This is a genomic window from Cupriavidus sp. USMAHM13 (genome assembly GCF_001854285.1).
GTDB classification, from domain to species: Bacteria; Pseudomonadota; Gammaproteobacteria; order Burkholderiales; family Burkholderiaceae; genus Cupriavidus; species Cupriavidus malaysiensis.
Window position 1 is genome coordinate 608,691 of record NZ_CP017751.1, and the last position, 14,075, is coordinate 622,765.

At 71.7% G+C, this 14,075-nt stretch carries 13 protein-coding genes; 8 read left to right on the forward strand and 5 right to left on the reverse strand.

Annotation, left to right across the window (positions count from 1 at the left end; genetic code table 11):
• Nucleotides 1-25 precede the first annotated feature (25 nt).
• The 3 genes from BKK81_RS02680 (at nucleotide 26) to dbpA (ending at nucleotide 3,863) form a co-directional block, all read left to right on the forward strand.
• Entirely contained in the window at nucleotides 26-979 is a 954-nt protein-coding gene (locus BKK81_RS02680) for an N-carbamoyl-D-amino-acid hydrolase (protein WP_071010644.1), read from the forward strand.
• A gap of 76 nt (nucleotides 980-1,055) precedes the next feature.
• The gene (locus BKK81_RS02685; protein WP_071010645.1) at nucleotides 1,056-1,940 is read left to right on the forward strand and encodes a DUF72 domain-containing protein; all 885 of its coding nucleotides are present in this window, start codon (nucleotides 1,056-1,058) and stop codon (nucleotides 1,938-1,940) included.
• Between the two features lie 510 nt (nucleotides 1,941-2,450).
• Nucleotides 2,451-3,863 (forward strand): ATP-dependent RNA helicase DbpA, encoded by a 1,413-nt coding sequence (gene dbpA, locus BKK81_RS02690; protein ID WP_071010646.1) that lies wholly within the window; start codon nucleotides 2,451-2,453, stop codon nucleotides 3,861-3,863.
• Between the two features lie 32 nt (nucleotides 3,864-3,895).
• On the opposite strand, the gene BKK81_RS36960 is transcribed toward dbpA, so the two are convergent.
• On the reverse strand, nucleotides 3,896-4,366 hold the full coding sequence (locus BKK81_RS36960; RefSeq protein WP_071010647.1) for a CDGSH iron-sulfur domain-containing protein: 471 nt from the start codon (nucleotides 4,364-4,366) through the stop codon (nucleotides 3,896-3,898).
• A gap of 221 nt (nucleotides 4,367-4,587) precedes the next feature.
• Nucleotides 4,588-5,742, reverse strand: a complete 1,155-nt coding sequence (locus tag BKK81_RS02700) for a DUF2855 family protein (protein ID WP_083384190.1) — start codon at nucleotides 5,740-5,742, stop codon at nucleotides 4,588-4,590.
• An 81-nt stretch (nucleotides 5,743-5,823) separates the two neighbouring features.
• On the opposite strand from BKK81_RS02700, the gene BKK81_RS02705 reads away from it, so the two are divergent.
• Nucleotides 5,824-6,561: a TetR/AcrR family transcriptional regulator gene (locus BKK81_RS02705; protein WP_083383904.1), complete on the forward strand. Its 738-nt coding sequence runs from the start codon at nucleotides 5,824-5,826 to the stop codon at nucleotides 6,559-6,561.
• Between the two features lie 259 nt (nucleotides 6,562-6,820).
• Nucleotides 6,821-7,261 (forward strand): CBS domain-containing protein, encoded by a 441-nt coding sequence (locus BKK81_RS02710; RefSeq protein ID WP_071010648.1) that lies wholly within the window; start codon nucleotides 6,821-6,823, stop codon nucleotides 7,259-7,261.
• A 177-nt stretch (nucleotides 7,262-7,438) separates the two neighbouring features.
• Here the strand turns inward: BKK81_RS02710 and BKK81_RS02715 are convergent, their stop codons facing one another.
• Both BKK81_RS02715 and BKK81_RS02720 read right to left on the reverse strand, forming a co-directional pair.
• Nucleotides 7,439-8,524, reverse strand: a complete 1,086-nt coding sequence (locus BKK81_RS02715) for an aromatic ring-hydroxylating oxygenase subunit alpha (RefSeq protein ID WP_083383905.1) — start codon at nucleotides 8,522-8,524, stop codon at nucleotides 7,439-7,441.
• On the reverse strand, nucleotides 8,521-9,696 hold the full coding sequence (locus tag BKK81_RS02720; RefSeq protein WP_071010649.1) for a BMP family ABC transporter substrate-binding protein: 1,176 nt from the start codon (nucleotides 9,694-9,696) through the stop codon (nucleotides 8,521-8,523). Before BKK81_RS02720 ends, BKK81_RS02715 begins: the two co-directional genes overlap by 4 nt.
• A gap of 376 nt (nucleotides 9,697-10,072) precedes the next feature.
• On the opposite strand from BKK81_RS02720, the gene BKK81_RS02725 reads away from it, so the two are divergent.
• From BKK81_RS02725 to BKK81_RS02735, 3 genes are all read left to right on the forward strand, one after another.
• A complete protein-coding gene (locus tag BKK81_RS02725) occupies nucleotides 10,073-11,569 on the forward strand; it encodes an MDR family MFS transporter (protein WP_071015962.1) in 1,497 nt (498 codons plus the stop codon).
• A gap of 206 nt (nucleotides 11,570-11,775) precedes the next feature.
• The gene (locus BKK81_RS02730) at nucleotides 11,776-12,429 is read left to right on the forward strand and encodes a glutathione peroxidase (protein WP_083383906.1); all 654 of its coding nucleotides are present in this window, start codon (nucleotides 11,776-11,778) and stop codon (nucleotides 12,427-12,429) included.
• 143 nt (nucleotides 12,430-12,572) lie between these two features.
• Nucleotides 12,573-13,361, forward strand: coding sequence for an MBL fold metallo-hydrolase (locus BKK81_RS02735; RefSeq protein ID WP_071010650.1), 789 nt, complete (start codon nucleotides 12,573-12,575; stop codon nucleotides 13,359-13,361).
• Between the two features lie 31 nt (nucleotides 13,362-13,392).
• Here BKK81_RS02735 and gstA read toward each other — a convergent pair whose 3' ends face one another.
• The gene (gene gstA, locus BKK81_RS02740; RefSeq protein WP_071010651.1) at nucleotides 13,393-14,019 is read right to left on the reverse strand and encodes a glutathione transferase GstA; all 627 of its coding nucleotides are present in this window, start codon (nucleotides 14,017-14,019) and stop codon (nucleotides 13,393-13,395) included.
• Nucleotides 14,020-14,075 lie beyond the last annotated feature (56 nt).

Consider the following 14,075-nt stretch of genomic DNA (forward strand, 5'->3'; position numbering starts at 1 on the left):
TTTACCGCATCACCGGAGATTCCCTTTGACCCGAATCGTCAACCTGGCCCTGGGCCAGCTCGGTCCCATCGCCCGCGCCGACAGCCGCGCCCAGGTCGTCAAGCGCCTGTGCGCGCTGATGCGCGAGGCGCACGCCAGCGGCGCCCACCTGATCGTCTACCCCGAACTGGCGCTGACCACCTTCTTTCCCCGCTGGTACATCGAGGACGAAGCCGAGCTCGACAGCTTCTTCGAGCGCGAGATGCCGGGCCCCGACACCCTGCCGCTGTTCGAGCTGTCGCGCGAACTCGGCGTGGGCTTCTATCTCGGCTATGCCGAACTGGCCGAGGAGGGGGGGCGCAGGCAACGCTACAACACCTCGATCCTGGTCGACCGCGGCGGCCGCATCGTCGGCAGATACCGCAAGGTCCACCTGCCCGGCCATCGCGAGCACGAGCCGTGGCGCCGCTTCCAGCACCTGGAGAAGCGCTATTTCACCGCCGGCGACGGGTTCGGCGTCAACGAGGCCTTCGGCGGCAAGGTCGGCATGGCCCTGTGCAACGACCGCCGCTGGCCCGAGACCTACCGCGTGATGGGCCTGCAGGGCGTGGAGATGGTGCTGATCGGCTACAACACGCCCGTGCACAACGCCCCCGCGCCCGCGCACGATGACCTCTCGCTGTTCCACAACCAGCTCTCGCTGCAGGCCGGCGCCTACCAGAACGGCACCTGGGTCGCGGGCGTGGCCAAGGCCGGGATGGAGGAGGGCGTGGACAGCATCGGCGGCAGCTGCGTGGTGGCGCCATCGGGCGAGGTGGTGGCGCGCTGCGTCACCAAGGACGACGAACTCGCCCTGGCGCGCTGCGACCTGGACTTCTGCGCGGTCTACAAGCGCACCACCTTCAACTTCGACCTGCACCGCCAGCCGCACGCCTACGGCATGATCGTGGCGCGCAAGGGCGAGACGCTGATGGCGGACGGCAGCGCGGTGGCCGGCTGAGGCGCTCGCGCGGCCGGCGGCACGCAGGGGCGCGCTTGCGGCTACACTGCCAGCCATCTCCCCGCAGGAGCAGGCGATGGCAGGCAAGGCAGGCAGCGGCAGGGCGGCGGCGGTCACGGCAAGTTCGAAGGAGGCGGCGGCGGCCGCGCGCATCCGCGTCGGCATCGGTGGCTGGGCCTATGCGCCCTGGCGCGACAACTTCTATCCGGCCGGGCTGGCGCAGGCGCGCGAGCTGGAATTCGCCAGCCGGCACCTGAGCGCCATCGAGATCAACAGCACCTACCACGGCACGCAGAAGCGCGCGTCCTTCCTCAAGTGGCGCGAGCAGACGCCGGATGGCTTCGTCTTCTCGGTCAAGGCCTCGCGCTTCGCCACCAACCGCCGCGTGCTCGCGCAAGCGGGCGATTCGGTGGCGCGCTTCCTCGACAGCGGCATCGCCGCGCTGGGCGACAAGCTGGGGCCGGTGGTGTGGCAGTTCGCGCCGGCCAAGCGCTTCGAGGCCGATGACTTCGAGGCCTTCCTGAACCTGCTGCCGGCGCAGGTGGAGGGCGTGCGCCTGCGGCACGTGCTGGAGGTGCGGCACGAGAGCTTCGCCTCGCCGGACTACCTCGCGCTGGCACGCCGCTACCGGATGGCGACGGTATTCGCCGATTCGCCCAGGTTCCCCTCGCTGGCGGACCTCAGCGCGGATTTCGTCTACGCGCGGCTGATGGGCTGCAGCGAGAAGCTCAAGCACGGCTATGCGCCAAAGGCCCTGGACGCCTGGCGCGAGCGCGCCATGGCGTGGTCCGCCGGCGACGAACCGGCCGACCTGCCGCGCGTCGGCGAGGCACCGGCGCCGCGCCGGCAGCGCGAGGTCTTCGTCTTCTTCATCAACGGCGCCAAGGAGCGCGCGCCGGCCGCGGCGCAGGCGCTGCTGGACCGGCTCGGCTGGCGTGGGCCGGGCTGGCCGCCGGCCTGAGGGGGCGGGGGTGAGGGCGGGCACCGGCGCGAAGTGAATGCCGTCGTGCCAGCGAAGGCCCGCCCTCTCCCCCAACCCCTCTCCCGCAGGCGGGAGAGGGGAGCGGACCGGCGCGGTGCGGACCACGTCGCGCTGGACGGAGCCGACGATGCACCAACTCCGAGCGCCAAGCACACGGTCTTGGCTCCCTCTCCCCGCATGGGGAGAGGGTGGGGGTGAGGGGTGGTTTAGCAAGGTGCCACATCCAACGAAGCCAACGGTGTGATCCAGCACGCGAGCGCAAAGACGAAGCCGACGGTGTGATCCCAGCCACTGCGGCACAGCCAGCGCCCGCCCTCACCCCCAACCCCTCTCCCGCAGGCGGGAGAGGGGAGCAAACCGTCGCGGCGCAAATCCCGTAGGCCGGCCGGAGCCGCCGAAACGCACCCAGGCCGGCGGCATCGGCAACACCTGCGCGAGACCGGACGGCATATGTGACGCCCTGGCCCAGGCGCCGGGCTACAATCCGGCATGACCTCGAGCCAGACCCCCCAGCCGTCCGACGGCACCCCCTTCTCCCGCCTGCCCCTGCCGCCCGCCACGCTGGCGACGCTGGCGCAGCTCGGTTACCAGGACATGACGCCGATCCAGGCCGCCGCGCTGCCGCTGGCGCTGGCCGGCCACGACCTGATCGCGCAGGCCAAGACCGGCAGCGGCAAGACCGCCGCCTTCGCGCTGGCGCTGCTGCAACGGCTCGATGCGCGCAGCTTCGCCACCCAGGCGCTGGTGCTGTGCCCCACGCGCGAGCTGGCCGAGCAGGTGACGCAGGAGATCCGCCGGCTGGCGCGCGGTGCCGACAACGTCAAGGTGCTGACCTTGTGCGGCGGCACGCCGATGCGCCCGCAGGTGGAGAGCCTGGCCCACGGCGCGCATATCGCCGTCGGCACGCCGGGCCGCATCCTGGACCACCTGCAGCGCGGCACGCTGCAGCTCGACGCGCTCAACACGCTGGTGCTCGACGAAGCCGACCGCATGCTCGACATGGGCTTCTTCGACGATATCGCCATGGTCGCGAGCGCCTGCCCGAAGGCGCGCCAGACGCTGCTGTTCTCGGCCACCTATCCGGATGGCATCGCCAAGCTGAGCCGGCAGTTCCTGCGCGAGCCGCGCGAAGTGAAGCTGGTCGAGCAGCACGCCGGCGACACCATCCGCCAGCGCTTCTATGAAGTCGAGGAGGGCGAGCGCCTGGCCGCCGTGGGCCGCCTGCTCGACCATTTCCGTCCGGCCAGCACGCTGGCGTTCTGCAATACCAAGGCGCGCTGCCGCGACCTGGTCGAACTGCTGCGCGCGCAGGGCTTCCAGGCGCTGGCGCTGCATGGCGAGCTGGAGCAGCGCGAGCGCGACCAGGTGCTGGTGCAGTTCGCCAACCGCAGCTGCTCGGTGCTGGTGGCCACCGACGTGGCGGCGCGCGGGCTGGACATCGCGCAGCTCGAGGCGGTGATCAACGTCGACGTCACGCCCGATCCCGAGGTGCACGTCCACCGCATCGGCCGTACCGGGCGCGCCGGCGAGGACGGCTGGGCCTTCAGCCTGGCCAGCCTGGGCGAGATGGGCCGCGTCGGCTACATCGAGCAGGCGCAGGGCACCGAGGTGGTCTGGCATCCGCTGGCCGAGCTGACGCCGGCCAGCCCCGAGCGGCTGCTGCCGCCGATGGTCACGCTGCAGATCCTGGGCGGGCGCAAGGAGAAGATCCGCCCTGGCGACGTGCTGGGCGCGCTGACCGGCGACGCCGGCTTCAGCAAGGAGCAGATCGGCAAGATCAACGTGATGGAGATGTCGACCTACGTGGCGGTGGACCGCGCCATCGGACGCGAGGCGATGCGCCGGCTCAACGACGGCAAGCTGAAGGGGCGCAAGGTCAAGGTGCGCATGCTGACCGAGTAAGCCGTTCCGGCCGGCGCGCCGGCGCCGCACACTCAGGTGCGGAAACCGATGCGTTTGTGGGTGCCGTCGCAGAAGGGCTTGTTGCCCGAATGCCCGCAGCGGCACAGCCACGCTTCCTCCATGCGGTCGATCAGCCGGCCGCTTGCGCCCACCAGTTCCAGGTTGCCTTTCACGTGCAGCGGCCCGTTCGGGATCGGGTGGACCGCCAGCGGCCCGCCGCTGCTGGCCAGCACGGCGCAGGGGCCGGGTGGCATGTCTCCCGGTGCCTGGAAGCCGTTCTCGGCATGGCTGCCGTCGCACAGGGGTTTGCGATGCGAGCCGCCGCAGCGGCACAGGCTGACGCGCAGGCCGGCTGGCCGGCCGTCGATCAGCACCGGCGCTCGCACGGCCAGCGGGCCGTTTTCGCACAGACGGACGATATTGACGAGCGTGGCTTCGCTCGCGCCGGCGGCCGCTGGCGCGGCCGTGGAGGCGGGCTTGCCCGCGGCGGTTTCGCTGGCCATGGATGGCGTCTCCTGGTTGCCGCGCGGTGGTCTTTCCGTTATAGCGCCTGACCCCGGCCTTGGGGCAGGAGAATTTCGCCCGCGATCACTCGATCGCGACCGCACCACCACCGCACCACCACCGCACCACCACCGCACCACCACCGCACCACCACCGCACCACCACCGCACCTCGACCGCACCACGGTCGTGACACGGTCGTGACATGCGGGGCGCGGCGGTCAGCCGCCGAGCCGCACCACATAGCCTTCGCGCGGCTCCGCGCGCCCTTCGGCCAGGCTGGCGATGCGCTCGCGCGCGGCCGCGAAGCCTTGCTCGCGCACCAGCGTGAGCCAGCCGTGGGCGGGTTCCCTGGCATGGTCGATGAATTGCTGCTGTGCCGCATGGAAACGCCGGTTGACCTCCTCCGGCCCCCAGTCCGCGTTGCGCTTGCGGATCTGCACGGGGGCGAAGAAGAACGCCGGTGCCGGTCCCGGCAAGGCAGCCTCGCGCAGAAAGCCGGTGTTCTGCGCCGAGCCGGCGTAGCAGTCGTAGACCAGCGCATCGCCGAGGTGGCGGTGCACGCGTTCGCGCAGGGCTTCGTCGCCGGAGAAGTCGACGTAGAGCGTGGGCGTGGCGGTATCGATCGATTCGAGTGCGGCATAGTCGCTCACCGCGCCGTAGCAGCCCAGGCCGGCGACGAAGCCGCGGTGGCGCGGCGAGGTCAGCGCGTGCAGCGCGAGGCCGGCCTGTCCGCGCAGGCAGAAGGCGGTGCCGTAGGCGGTCTTGCTGGAGGCGCTGGAGAACAGCAGCCGGGTGGCGCCGAAGAAGCCGTTGTCGGCGAGGAAGTCGGCCAGCATGAAGGAGGTGAGGAAGAGCGGGCGGTACAGCATCTGGTAGTCCTCCAGCTCGCGCCGGTAGGCGGCATCCTGGCTGACCCGGGTGTACTGGTTGTAGGCCGAGGTCAGCGTGCGGCGGTGCGCGCTGGCGTCGTAGAAGCCGCGCGGCGTGACCCGCTCGGGCTGCATGCGCACGTGGCTGGCGATGGGGAAGTAGCCGTAGAAGCGCTCTCCGGCCTCGATGCCCGGCACGCCCGAGGCGACCACGTCGGCGAAGCCCCAGACCGGCATCTGGCCCCAGCCGGCCTGGCCGGTGGGGAAGAACTGCCAGTACTGCATGGCCTCGCCGAAGGCGGCATAGGTGATGTTGTTGGTGGTCAGGGCGAAGCGGTCCAGCCTCAGCAGGACCTCGCCCGCGGCCGCGCCGGCGGGCTCTTGCGCGGCTTCCAGCCGGCTCTCGTTTAAGGCATCCTTGCGCGTGAGCAGCCGCGTCACCTCGAGCTGCCCGTCCGTCTGCGCGTCCCTGTGCGCATCCCTGTGCGCGGGCGCCTGCACCATCGTCTCCGTTGCCATGCCTGCCGTCATCTCTCTCTCCTGGTTGCCGCGCCCGGCCCCTGCGGCCGGTGCGCCCTGTCATCGATGACTCGACTGTATCGCCGCGCCGGCCGCGCCGGGTTCGGAAACGCCGCGGCCACGGACGGCGCGGCCGCACGCCCGGCCAGGCCGCTCAAGCGGCCGTCCCAGCAGCGCGCGCGCTTCACCGTGGCGGCCATCTACGAGGCCTTTGTTCGGATCTGGCAGGCGCGCGGCTGGGCCGGCGTGACCACGCGCGCGGTGGCGCTGGAGGCGGGGTGCTCGGTGGGCACCTTGTACGAATACTTCCCCAACAAGGAAGCCCTGCTGTCGGGTTTCGTGCGCCATGCCATCGAGCGGCTGCTGGCGCGCATCGAGGACGAGGCGGCGCACGCGCCGGCCGCGGACTGGCGCGAACGGGTGGGGCGCCTGGTGCGCTTGTGCTGCAGCGCGGAGGACGGCGCCTGGACCGCCTACGACCGCGACATGATGGCGCTCGAGGCGCGCATCGCCGAGCCCAAGCACCACCAGCGCTTCTTCGAGGAGCTGTGCGCGGCGTGGCTGCGGGTGCTGGCCGCCTGCCCGGACCTGCCGCGCCAGCCGGACGCGGCCGTGGTGGCCAGCCTGGCGCAGGCCGTCTGGGGCGCGCGCCGCTACCGCCTGCTGCTGGCGCCGGTGCCGCCGGCCAGCGACTGGGCGCTGCAGATGGAGCGCTTCTGTGTACTGGCGCTGGAGCAGGCCTGCGGCATTGGTGCCGGGCCACCCCCCGGGCCACACCCCGGGCCGCACCCCAGGCCGCAATGAAGCGGTGCCCGCGCGTGCCCGCCGGAGCGGCCGGCCGCGCGATGGGGGGGCCTCCCGCCGGGCGCGGCATCGGGGGGAGCGGGCCACGCACCGTGGCGCGGTTACAAAGAATCGCCTGCGTCACCCTGCAAGGCGGCGCCAACCTTTGCTAATCTGGAGAAACGAGGCGGCGGCACATCGGGGGAGGGCCCCGTCCGCGCTCCGGCCAGGGCCGGGGTGGGCAGCACTACTCTCTGGGCGCGACAACAAGGAGTCGGGGATGAAAACCGCACGACAGGTTCTGGAAGCGAAGTCCAGCCAGGCGATCTTCAGCATCCAGCCGGGGGCCACGGTCTATTCGGCGCTGCAGCTCATGGCGGAGAAGGGTATCGGCGCACTGCTGGTGATGGAGTACGGCAAGATCGTCGGCATCCTCAGCGAGCGCGATTACGCGCGCAAGGTGATCCTGATGCAGCGCACCTCGCGCGATACGCTGGTGCGCGAGATCATGACCACGGCCGTGATCTACGTGCGCGGCGACCAGAGCACCGACGAGTGCATGGCGCTGATGACCGAGCACCGGCTGCGCCACCTGCCGGTGATGCAGGGCGAGGACCTGATCGGCATGCTGTCGATCGGTGACCTGGTCAAGGACATCATCTCCGAACAGCGCTTCATCATCGAGCAACTCGAGCACTACATCACGGGGACGCATAGCTGACGTCCCGGGCGCCGCACAGCGCTGCGCGCAAGCCGGCCGCCCGGGAGCGGCCGGCGGGTCCCGCCGGTTCCTTCCCGCCTGCCGCACTTTCACACCTCCGTCTTCCGTCTTCCGTTCTTCGCCCCCGTCCCGCGTTTCGTTCTGCTGCGCCGCGCCGCCGCCTGCTTGTGGCCGGCTTCAGGGCAGCGTGCCGAAGCGCACCCCGTGCGCCGCCAGGTAGCGCCGGTAGGCGCTCGCCATGCGGTCGGCCGGCTGCGGCACTTCCACGCCGGTGGCCAGCGGCAGGCGGCGCGGCCGCTGCGATTCCACGATGGGCTGGTCCTGCAGGAAGATGGTGTCCTGGAAGGCGCGCAGGCTGGCGTCGTCGTCCTCGCTGACCAGCGACATGACGAACCACACGCGGCTGGCCTCCGGCTCGCGCGGGCAGATGAACAGCGCGATGGCGGCGCGGTGGTCGTCGCCGAGGTCGGGCACCTTGGTCAGCACGGCGGTATAGGGCGCCACCACGCGGTATTCGTACTCGACCATGGCGCCGCCCTCGGCGCTGGCATGCGAGCGCGGCTGCCAGGCGCGGCAGCCGATGGTGCGCAGCGCGTCGGGCGCGCGCGGGTTGCCGCTGGCCTCGACCTCGTAGGGCGGCACCTCGGTGTGCTCGGGATCGCCGAGGTAGCCGTCATGGACGTAGCCGAAGTGGGCCATGTCGAGGAAGTTCTCCACCAGGCGCGGGGCCGAGGTGGCGACATCGTAGGGTCCGGCGATGACCTGCCGGCAGCCCGCTGCGCCGGATTCGGGAAAGGGCGGCAGCGCGGGGGGCGGCGCTGCGCCGTCGCCGGCGCGGGCCAGGCGCACCCACAGCAGGCCGTAGGCCTCGCGCACCGCATGGGTGACGGCGCAGGCGCGCGGGGCGGGCACCAGTCCGGGATGGGCGGGATAGCGCGTGCAGCGCCCGCTGCTCTCGAAGCGCCAGCCATGGTAGCCGCAGCGCAGCAGGCCGTCCTGCACCCGGCCCAGCGTGAAGGCGGCGCCGCGGTGCGGGCAGCGGTCGTCCCAGGCATGCCAGCCATCGGCATTGCGCCACAGCACCAGGTCGCGCTCGAGCAGGCGCACGGGATAGGGGCCGTCGCCATCGGCATGCTCCAGCGCGAGGACGGGGTGCCACTGATCGTGTTCCGGGCCGGTGGCGTCCTGGCCGGCCGCCACCGCGGCATGTTGCGGGGCGGCTTGGGGGTGGTCTTGCGGACGGTCTTGCGGGTGTGCGCTCATGCCGGGATCCTGCCTTCGACGCCGGCCACGTAATAGTTCATCGCCAGCAAGGCCGCGTCGTCGGCGCTGGCGCCCGCGGCGAGCACGGTCTTGCCGGTGTTGTCCTGCAGCGGGCCGCGGAAGATGGCGGCATTGCCCTGCGCGACGATGGCCTGGCGATGGCTGGCCAGGCTGGCGCGGACCGCGGCCGGCAGCTTGTCGTCGAGCGAGACCAGGTCGTTCATCTCCTGCTTGATGCCCCACCAGGTGGTGGCGGGCTGCCAGCGGCCCGCCAGCAGGTCGCCCACGGTCTGCTTGTAATAGACGCCCCAGTTGAAGACCGCCGAGGCCAGGTGCGCCCTGGGCCCGAAGCGCGACATGTCGGAATCCCAGCCGAAGGCGCGCAGGCCCTTTTCCTCGGCGTACTGCAGCACGGCCGGCGAATCGGTGTTCTGGATCAGCACATCGGCGTGCTGGGCGGCCAGCGCTCCCGCCGCCTCGCGCTCCCTGCCGGGGTCGAACCACTTGTTGACCCAGACCACCTTGACCACCGCCTTCGGGTTGACGGCGCGCGCGCCCAGCGTGAAGGCATTGATATTGCGGATCACTTCCGGGATGGGCACCGCGCCGACGAAGCCCAGCACGTTGCTGCGCGTCATCTGGCCGGCGATGACCCCGGCCAGGAAGGCCGGCTCGTGCATGCGGCCGGCGTAGACGCCCAGATTGGACGCGGTCTTGTAGCCGGTGGCGTGCTCGAAGCGCACCTCGGGGAATTGCCTGGCGATCTTCAGCATCGGTTCCATGTAGCCGAAGCTGGTGCCGAAGATCAGTTGCTTGCCCTGGCTGGCGAGATCGAGGAAGACGCGCTCGGCCTCGGCACCGCTTTCGGGCACGTTTTCCACGTACGTGGTGCGGATACGGTCGCCGAAGGCCTCGATCAGGGCCTGGCGTCCGCGCTCGTGGGCATAGGTCCAGCCGGCATCGCCGACCGGGCCGAGGTAGACGAAGCCGATCTCCAGCGGCTTGCCGGTGACGGCGGCCGCGGCAGCAGGCGCGGACGCGGCCTCGGCGGCGGAGGCGGAGGCGGAGGCGGGCGCCGCGGCGGGCACGTCTTCCTTGCGGCCGCAGGCGGCGAGGGGGGCGGCGGCCAGCGCGGCGGACCATTGCAGCAGGCGGCGGCGGGTGAGCATCATGAGGTCTCCTGTGAGGGCCGGGAAGCCGGCGCGTCGGTTACGCCACAGGGCGAGCAAGCGCTGTGCCAGCGCGGCCGCGCGCTCCCGCCTGGCGATGGCACGGCCCAGCCCATGCCGTGGCACCATCCATCCGCCCGGATTGGTACCAACGCGATAGCCGCTGCACGCATATAATTATGCGTTCACTGAATAAGCAGGCGGCCAGCGCCACCGTATCCGCACCCGGATGCGCCGGCGGGCGGGAGATCCCGCGTCTCGCCATGCCTTCGCAGCCGTTGGCTGCATCTTGACGGCAGTTCCCCCGATGTCAACGTCTTCCTCCCCCTCCGCCCCAGCCGCGGAGTCCGCCGCGCCCGTGCACGACCACCAGGCCGTGATGCGCGTGATCGGCGGCATCGTGCTGTGCATCCTGCTGGCCGCCCTCGACCAGACCGTGGTGATCCCGGCGGTGCCGGCGATCGCCGCCGACCTCAACGGTTTCGGCCACCTGTCGTGGATCGTGACCGCCTACCTGATCGTGTCGACGGTGACCACGCCGCTGTACGGCAAGCTGTCCGACCATTTCGGCCGGCGCCGCCTGCTGCTGGCGGCGATCGCCCTGTTCATGCTGGCCTCGGTGGCCTGCGCCATGGCGCAGTCGCTGGGACAGCTGATCCTGTTCCGCGCGCTGCAGGGCGTGGGCGGCGGCGGCCTGATGTCGCTGGCGCAGGCGGCCATCGCCGACGTGGTGGCGCCGCGCCAGCGCGGCCGCTACCAGGGCTACCTGGCCACGGTGTGGGCGGTGGCGTCGATCGCCGGGCCGCTGGTGGGCGGCTGGGTGTCGGACCATATGTCCTGGCGCTGGCTGTTCTGGATCAACGTGCCGCTCGGCCTGCTGGCCATGCTGATGTGCCACCGGGGCCTGGCGCGGCTGGCGCTGCCGCGCGCCGGCGGCCGGCTGCGCGTCGACTGGCTGGGTGCCATGCTGCTGACGGTGGCCATCGTCACCTTCCTGCTCGCCATGAGCTGGGGCGGCGACCTGTTCGACTGGCTGTCGCCGGAAATGGGCGGGCTCGTCCTGGCCACGCTGGCGGCGCTGGCGGCCCTGGCCTGGCAGGAGCGCCGCGCCGCCGATCCGATGCTGCCGCCGCGGCTGTTCGCCAACCGTGCCTACGTGCTGGGCGCGGCGGCTTCGGCGCTGGCCGCCCTCGACATCTTCCTGTGCATCTTCGCCCTGCCGCTGCAGTTCCAGCTGGTGCGCGGCGCCGACGCCTCGCTGTCCGGCCTGCTGGTGGTGCCCTTCCTGCTGGCGACGGTGGCCGGCAATTTCATCGTGGCCTGGCTGGCGCCGCGCCTGGGCCGCCTGCGCGGCCTGCTGGTGGCGGGCCTGGCCGCCGCCGTGGTGGGCCTGGCCGTGCTGGCCGTGGTGCCGGCGACGATCCCGCTGCCGGTGGTGCTGCTGGCCATGGTGGTGGCCGGTGTCGGCCTCGGCGTGGCCATGGTGGGCACGCTGATGAATGTGCAGAACGCGCTGGAGCGCCGCGACATGGGTGCCGGCACCGGCGCCCTGCTGGTGCTGCGCTCGCTCGGCAGCGCCTTTGGCGGCGCGCTGGCCGGCACGCTGCTGACGCTGGAGTTCCGCCGGGCCCAGGCCGCGGCCGGACTGCCGGCCGAACTGGACCTGGGCGCACTGCGCCACGGCAGCGAGGCGCTGGCGCAGCTTGCGCCGGCCGTGCGCGACGCGCTCGGCGCGGGAGTGGCCTCCGGATTCCACCTGATCTTCGCCGCCGGCGCCGCCGCCGCGCTGCTGGCCCTGCTGATCGCGCGCCGCGGTCCCGACGTGGAACTGCGCAGCAGCGTGACCGAGCACGCCGCCACCCTGGCGATGGAGTGAGGCGGGCGGCGCGCGGCGCCGTCGCGGCGGCCTGGCGCGCCTTGCCTCCTGCGCGTCCGCGCTTCCGCGCTTTTGCGCTTTTGCGACGGTGCGACGGTGCGACGGTGCGACGGTGCGACGGTGCGACGGTGCGACGGTGCGACGGTGCGCGGCCGCGCACCGGCCGGCATACACTACAGGGCAAACCGACTTCCGGAGCCCCCGCCATGCACGCGTTCCCCCTTGCCCTGCCGCGCGCGCGCCGCGCCGCGCCCGCCGCCAGCCTGCCGGTCCTGCTCGGCGCCACCCTGCTGGCCCTGGCCGCCGCCGCGCTGCCGCGTGCGGCCGCGGCGGCGGACCAGCCCGCGGCCGCACCTGCCGGCGCCCGTCCGGGCGCCTGTCCCGCCGCCCTGAACTTCCGCTTCCCGCGCCTGCAGGACGAGGCGCCGCAGGATCTCTGCCAGTACGCCGGCAAGGTGGTGCTGGTGGTCAACACGGCCAGCTATTGCGGATTCACGCCGCAGTACGAAGGCCTGGAAGCCCTGTACAGCAAATACCGCGAGCGCGGCCTGGTGGTGCTCGGCTTCCCCTCCAACGATTTCTCGCAGGAGCCGGGCTCGGCCAAGGAGATCGCCGAGTTCTGCTACAACACCTACGGCGTCAAGTTCCCGATGCTGGGCAAGAGCCATGTGCGCGGCAGCGAGGTCAATCCGATGTATGCGCTGCTGGCCAAGGAGACCGGCACCGCGCCGAAGTGGAACTTCTACAAATACCTGATCGACCGCAACGGACGGGTGGTGGCCAGCTTCAACAGCCTGACCAAGCCCGACGAGGCGCCCTTCGTCGCCCGCATCGAGCAGTTGCTGGACGCATCGCGATAGCGCGCGCGGCCGCCGCGCGCGCCGCTTGACCTGCGTCAAGCCGGCGCCGCGCCCGCCGCATTAGCCTCGACGCTTTGCGCGCCACCGGCCGCCCCCGTCGGCGCCGTTCCCCGGGGAGGCGGCGCGGGCGAGGAAGCGAGACGATGGCAATCACGCTCTACGAGGCGGACGGGCACAGCTGCCTGATGTTCGCCGACCTGGTCGAGGAGGAGCACGGCGAGGTCGTGCAGACCAACCAGTTCCTGGTGGTGGACCATGGCCACGGCGCCCTGATCGACCCTGGCGGCCACATGACCTACGGCGAGCTCTATCTCGCCATCAGCCGCTACTTCCCGCCCAAGCAGCTGGACTACGTGCTGGCCTCGCACGCCGACCCCGACATCGTCGCCTCGGTCGGGCGCTGGCTGACCGCGTCCGACAGCAAGGTGCTGATCTCGCGCGTGTGGGCCCGTTTCCTGCCGCATTTCTGCCAGGCCGGCAAGACCGCCGGGCGCATCGTCACGCTGCCCGACCCGGGCGCCGCCATCCCGCTCGGGCATTGCCACCTGCTGGCGGTGCCGGCCCACTTCCTGCATTCGGAAGGCAACTTCCAGTTCTACGACCCGGTCAGCAAGATCCTGTTCTCGGGCGACCTGGGCGCGGCCATGACCAGCGCGGCCGAGGCCGGCACCGTGGTGACCGACTTCGATGCCCACGTCGCCGCCATGCTGCCCTTCCACCAGCGCTACATGAGCGGCAACCGCGCCTGCCGGCTGTGGGCCGGGATGGCGCGCGGCCTGGACATCGAATGGATCGTGCCGCAGCACGGCCCGCCGCTGCGCGGCAAGGCGATGGTGGCGCGCTTCATCGACTGGGTGGGCTCGCTGGCCTGCGGGCTGGACCTGCTGACCCAGGAGCACTACCGGGTGCCGCGCGTGCCCGGCGCCCACTGAGGCCAGGGCCGGCGCCGGCACGCGCTCCGCTTCAGTCCTTGGCCAGGCCCTCGGCCACCAGCGCCTCGCGTACCTTGGGGCGGGCCGCCACGCGCGCCAGGTAGGCCTGCAGCGAGGGATAGGCGCCCAGCGGGAGGCCGAGCATATTGGCCCAGTTGACCACGGTGAAGCAGTAGGCGTCGGCCACCGTGAAGGTATCGCCCATCAGGTATTCGCGCCGCGCCAGGTGCGCGTCGAGCTCGGCGAAGCGCAGCGCCAGCTTGGCCTTGCAGTCCTCGCGCGTGCTGGCGGCGGTTTCCTTGTGCCACAGCCAGGGGCTGAACACCTTGTGCAGCTCGGTGGCCACCAGCGCCAGCCAGCCGACCGCCTCCATGCGCTCGGGCGTGCCGGGCGCCGGCAGCAGGGCGCGCTCGGGCACGCGGTCCGCCACGTATTCGAGCAGGGCCACGCCCTCGGTGTGGCGCGAGCCGTTGTCGAGCTGCAGCAGCGGCACGTAGCCGCGCGGGCTGATGGCATAGAAATCGTCGCTGCCGTTCTCGGGCTCGGCCAGCTTGTGCGTGGCGAGGTCGACGCGGGCCAGCGTGAAGGGCAGGCCGGCCTCGCGCAGGGCGATGTGAGTGGCGAGCGAGCAGGCGCCGGGCGTGTAGTAGAGCTTCATGTCGGGTTCCGGTTGGCGTTGATTGGCGGAGCGGTGGCGCGCGTGCACGGCAGGGG

Coding starts and splice junctions, on each gene's coding strand:
- BKK81_RS02700 (WP_083384190.1), bottom strand. CDS start 5,742: ATGGTGCAGGCGCCCGCGCACAGGGATGCGCACAGGGACGCGCAGACG.
- BKK81_RS02715 (WP_083383905.1), bottom strand. CDS start 8,524: ATGAGCGCACACCCGCAAGACCGTCCGCAAGACCACCCCCAAGCCGCC.
- gstA (WP_071010651.1), bottom strand. CDS start 14,019: ATGAAGCTCTACTACACGCCCGGCGCCTGCTCGCTCGCCACTCACATC.
- BKK81_RS02735 (WP_071010650.1), top strand. CDS start 12,573: ATGGCAATCACGCTCTACGAGGCGGACGGGCACAGCTGCCTGATGTTC.
- BKK81_RS02710 (WP_071010648.1), top strand. CDS start 6,821: ATGAAAACCGCACGACAGGTTCTGGAAGCGAAGTCCAGCCAGGCGATC.
- BKK81_RS02730 (WP_083383906.1), top strand. CDS start 11,776: ATGCACGCGTTCCCCCTTGCCCTGCCGCGCGCGCGCCGCGCCGCGCCC.
- dbpA (WP_071010646.1), top strand. CDS start 2,451: ATGACCTCGAGCCAGACCCCCCAGCCGTCCGACGGCACCCCCTTCTCC.
- BKK81_RS02720 (WP_071010649.1), bottom strand. CDS start 9,696: ATGATGCTCACCCGCCGCCGCCTGCTGCAATGGTCCGCCGCGCTGGCC.
- BKK81_RS02685 (WP_071010645.1), top strand. CDS start 1,056: ATGGCAGGCAAGGCAGGCAGCGGCAGGGCGGCGGCGGTCACGGCAAGT.
- BKK81_RS36960 (WP_071010647.1), bottom strand. CDS start 4,366: ATGGCCAGCGAAACCGCCGCGGGCAAGCCCGCCTCCACGGCCGCGCCA.
- BKK81_RS02705 (WP_083383904.1), top strand. CDS start 5,824: ATGACTCGACTGTATCGCCGCGCCGGCCGCGCCGGGTTCGGAAACGCC.
- BKK81_RS02725 (WP_071015962.1), top strand. CDS start 10,073: ATGCGCGTGATCGGCGGCATCGTGCTGTGCATCCTGCTGGCCGCCCTC.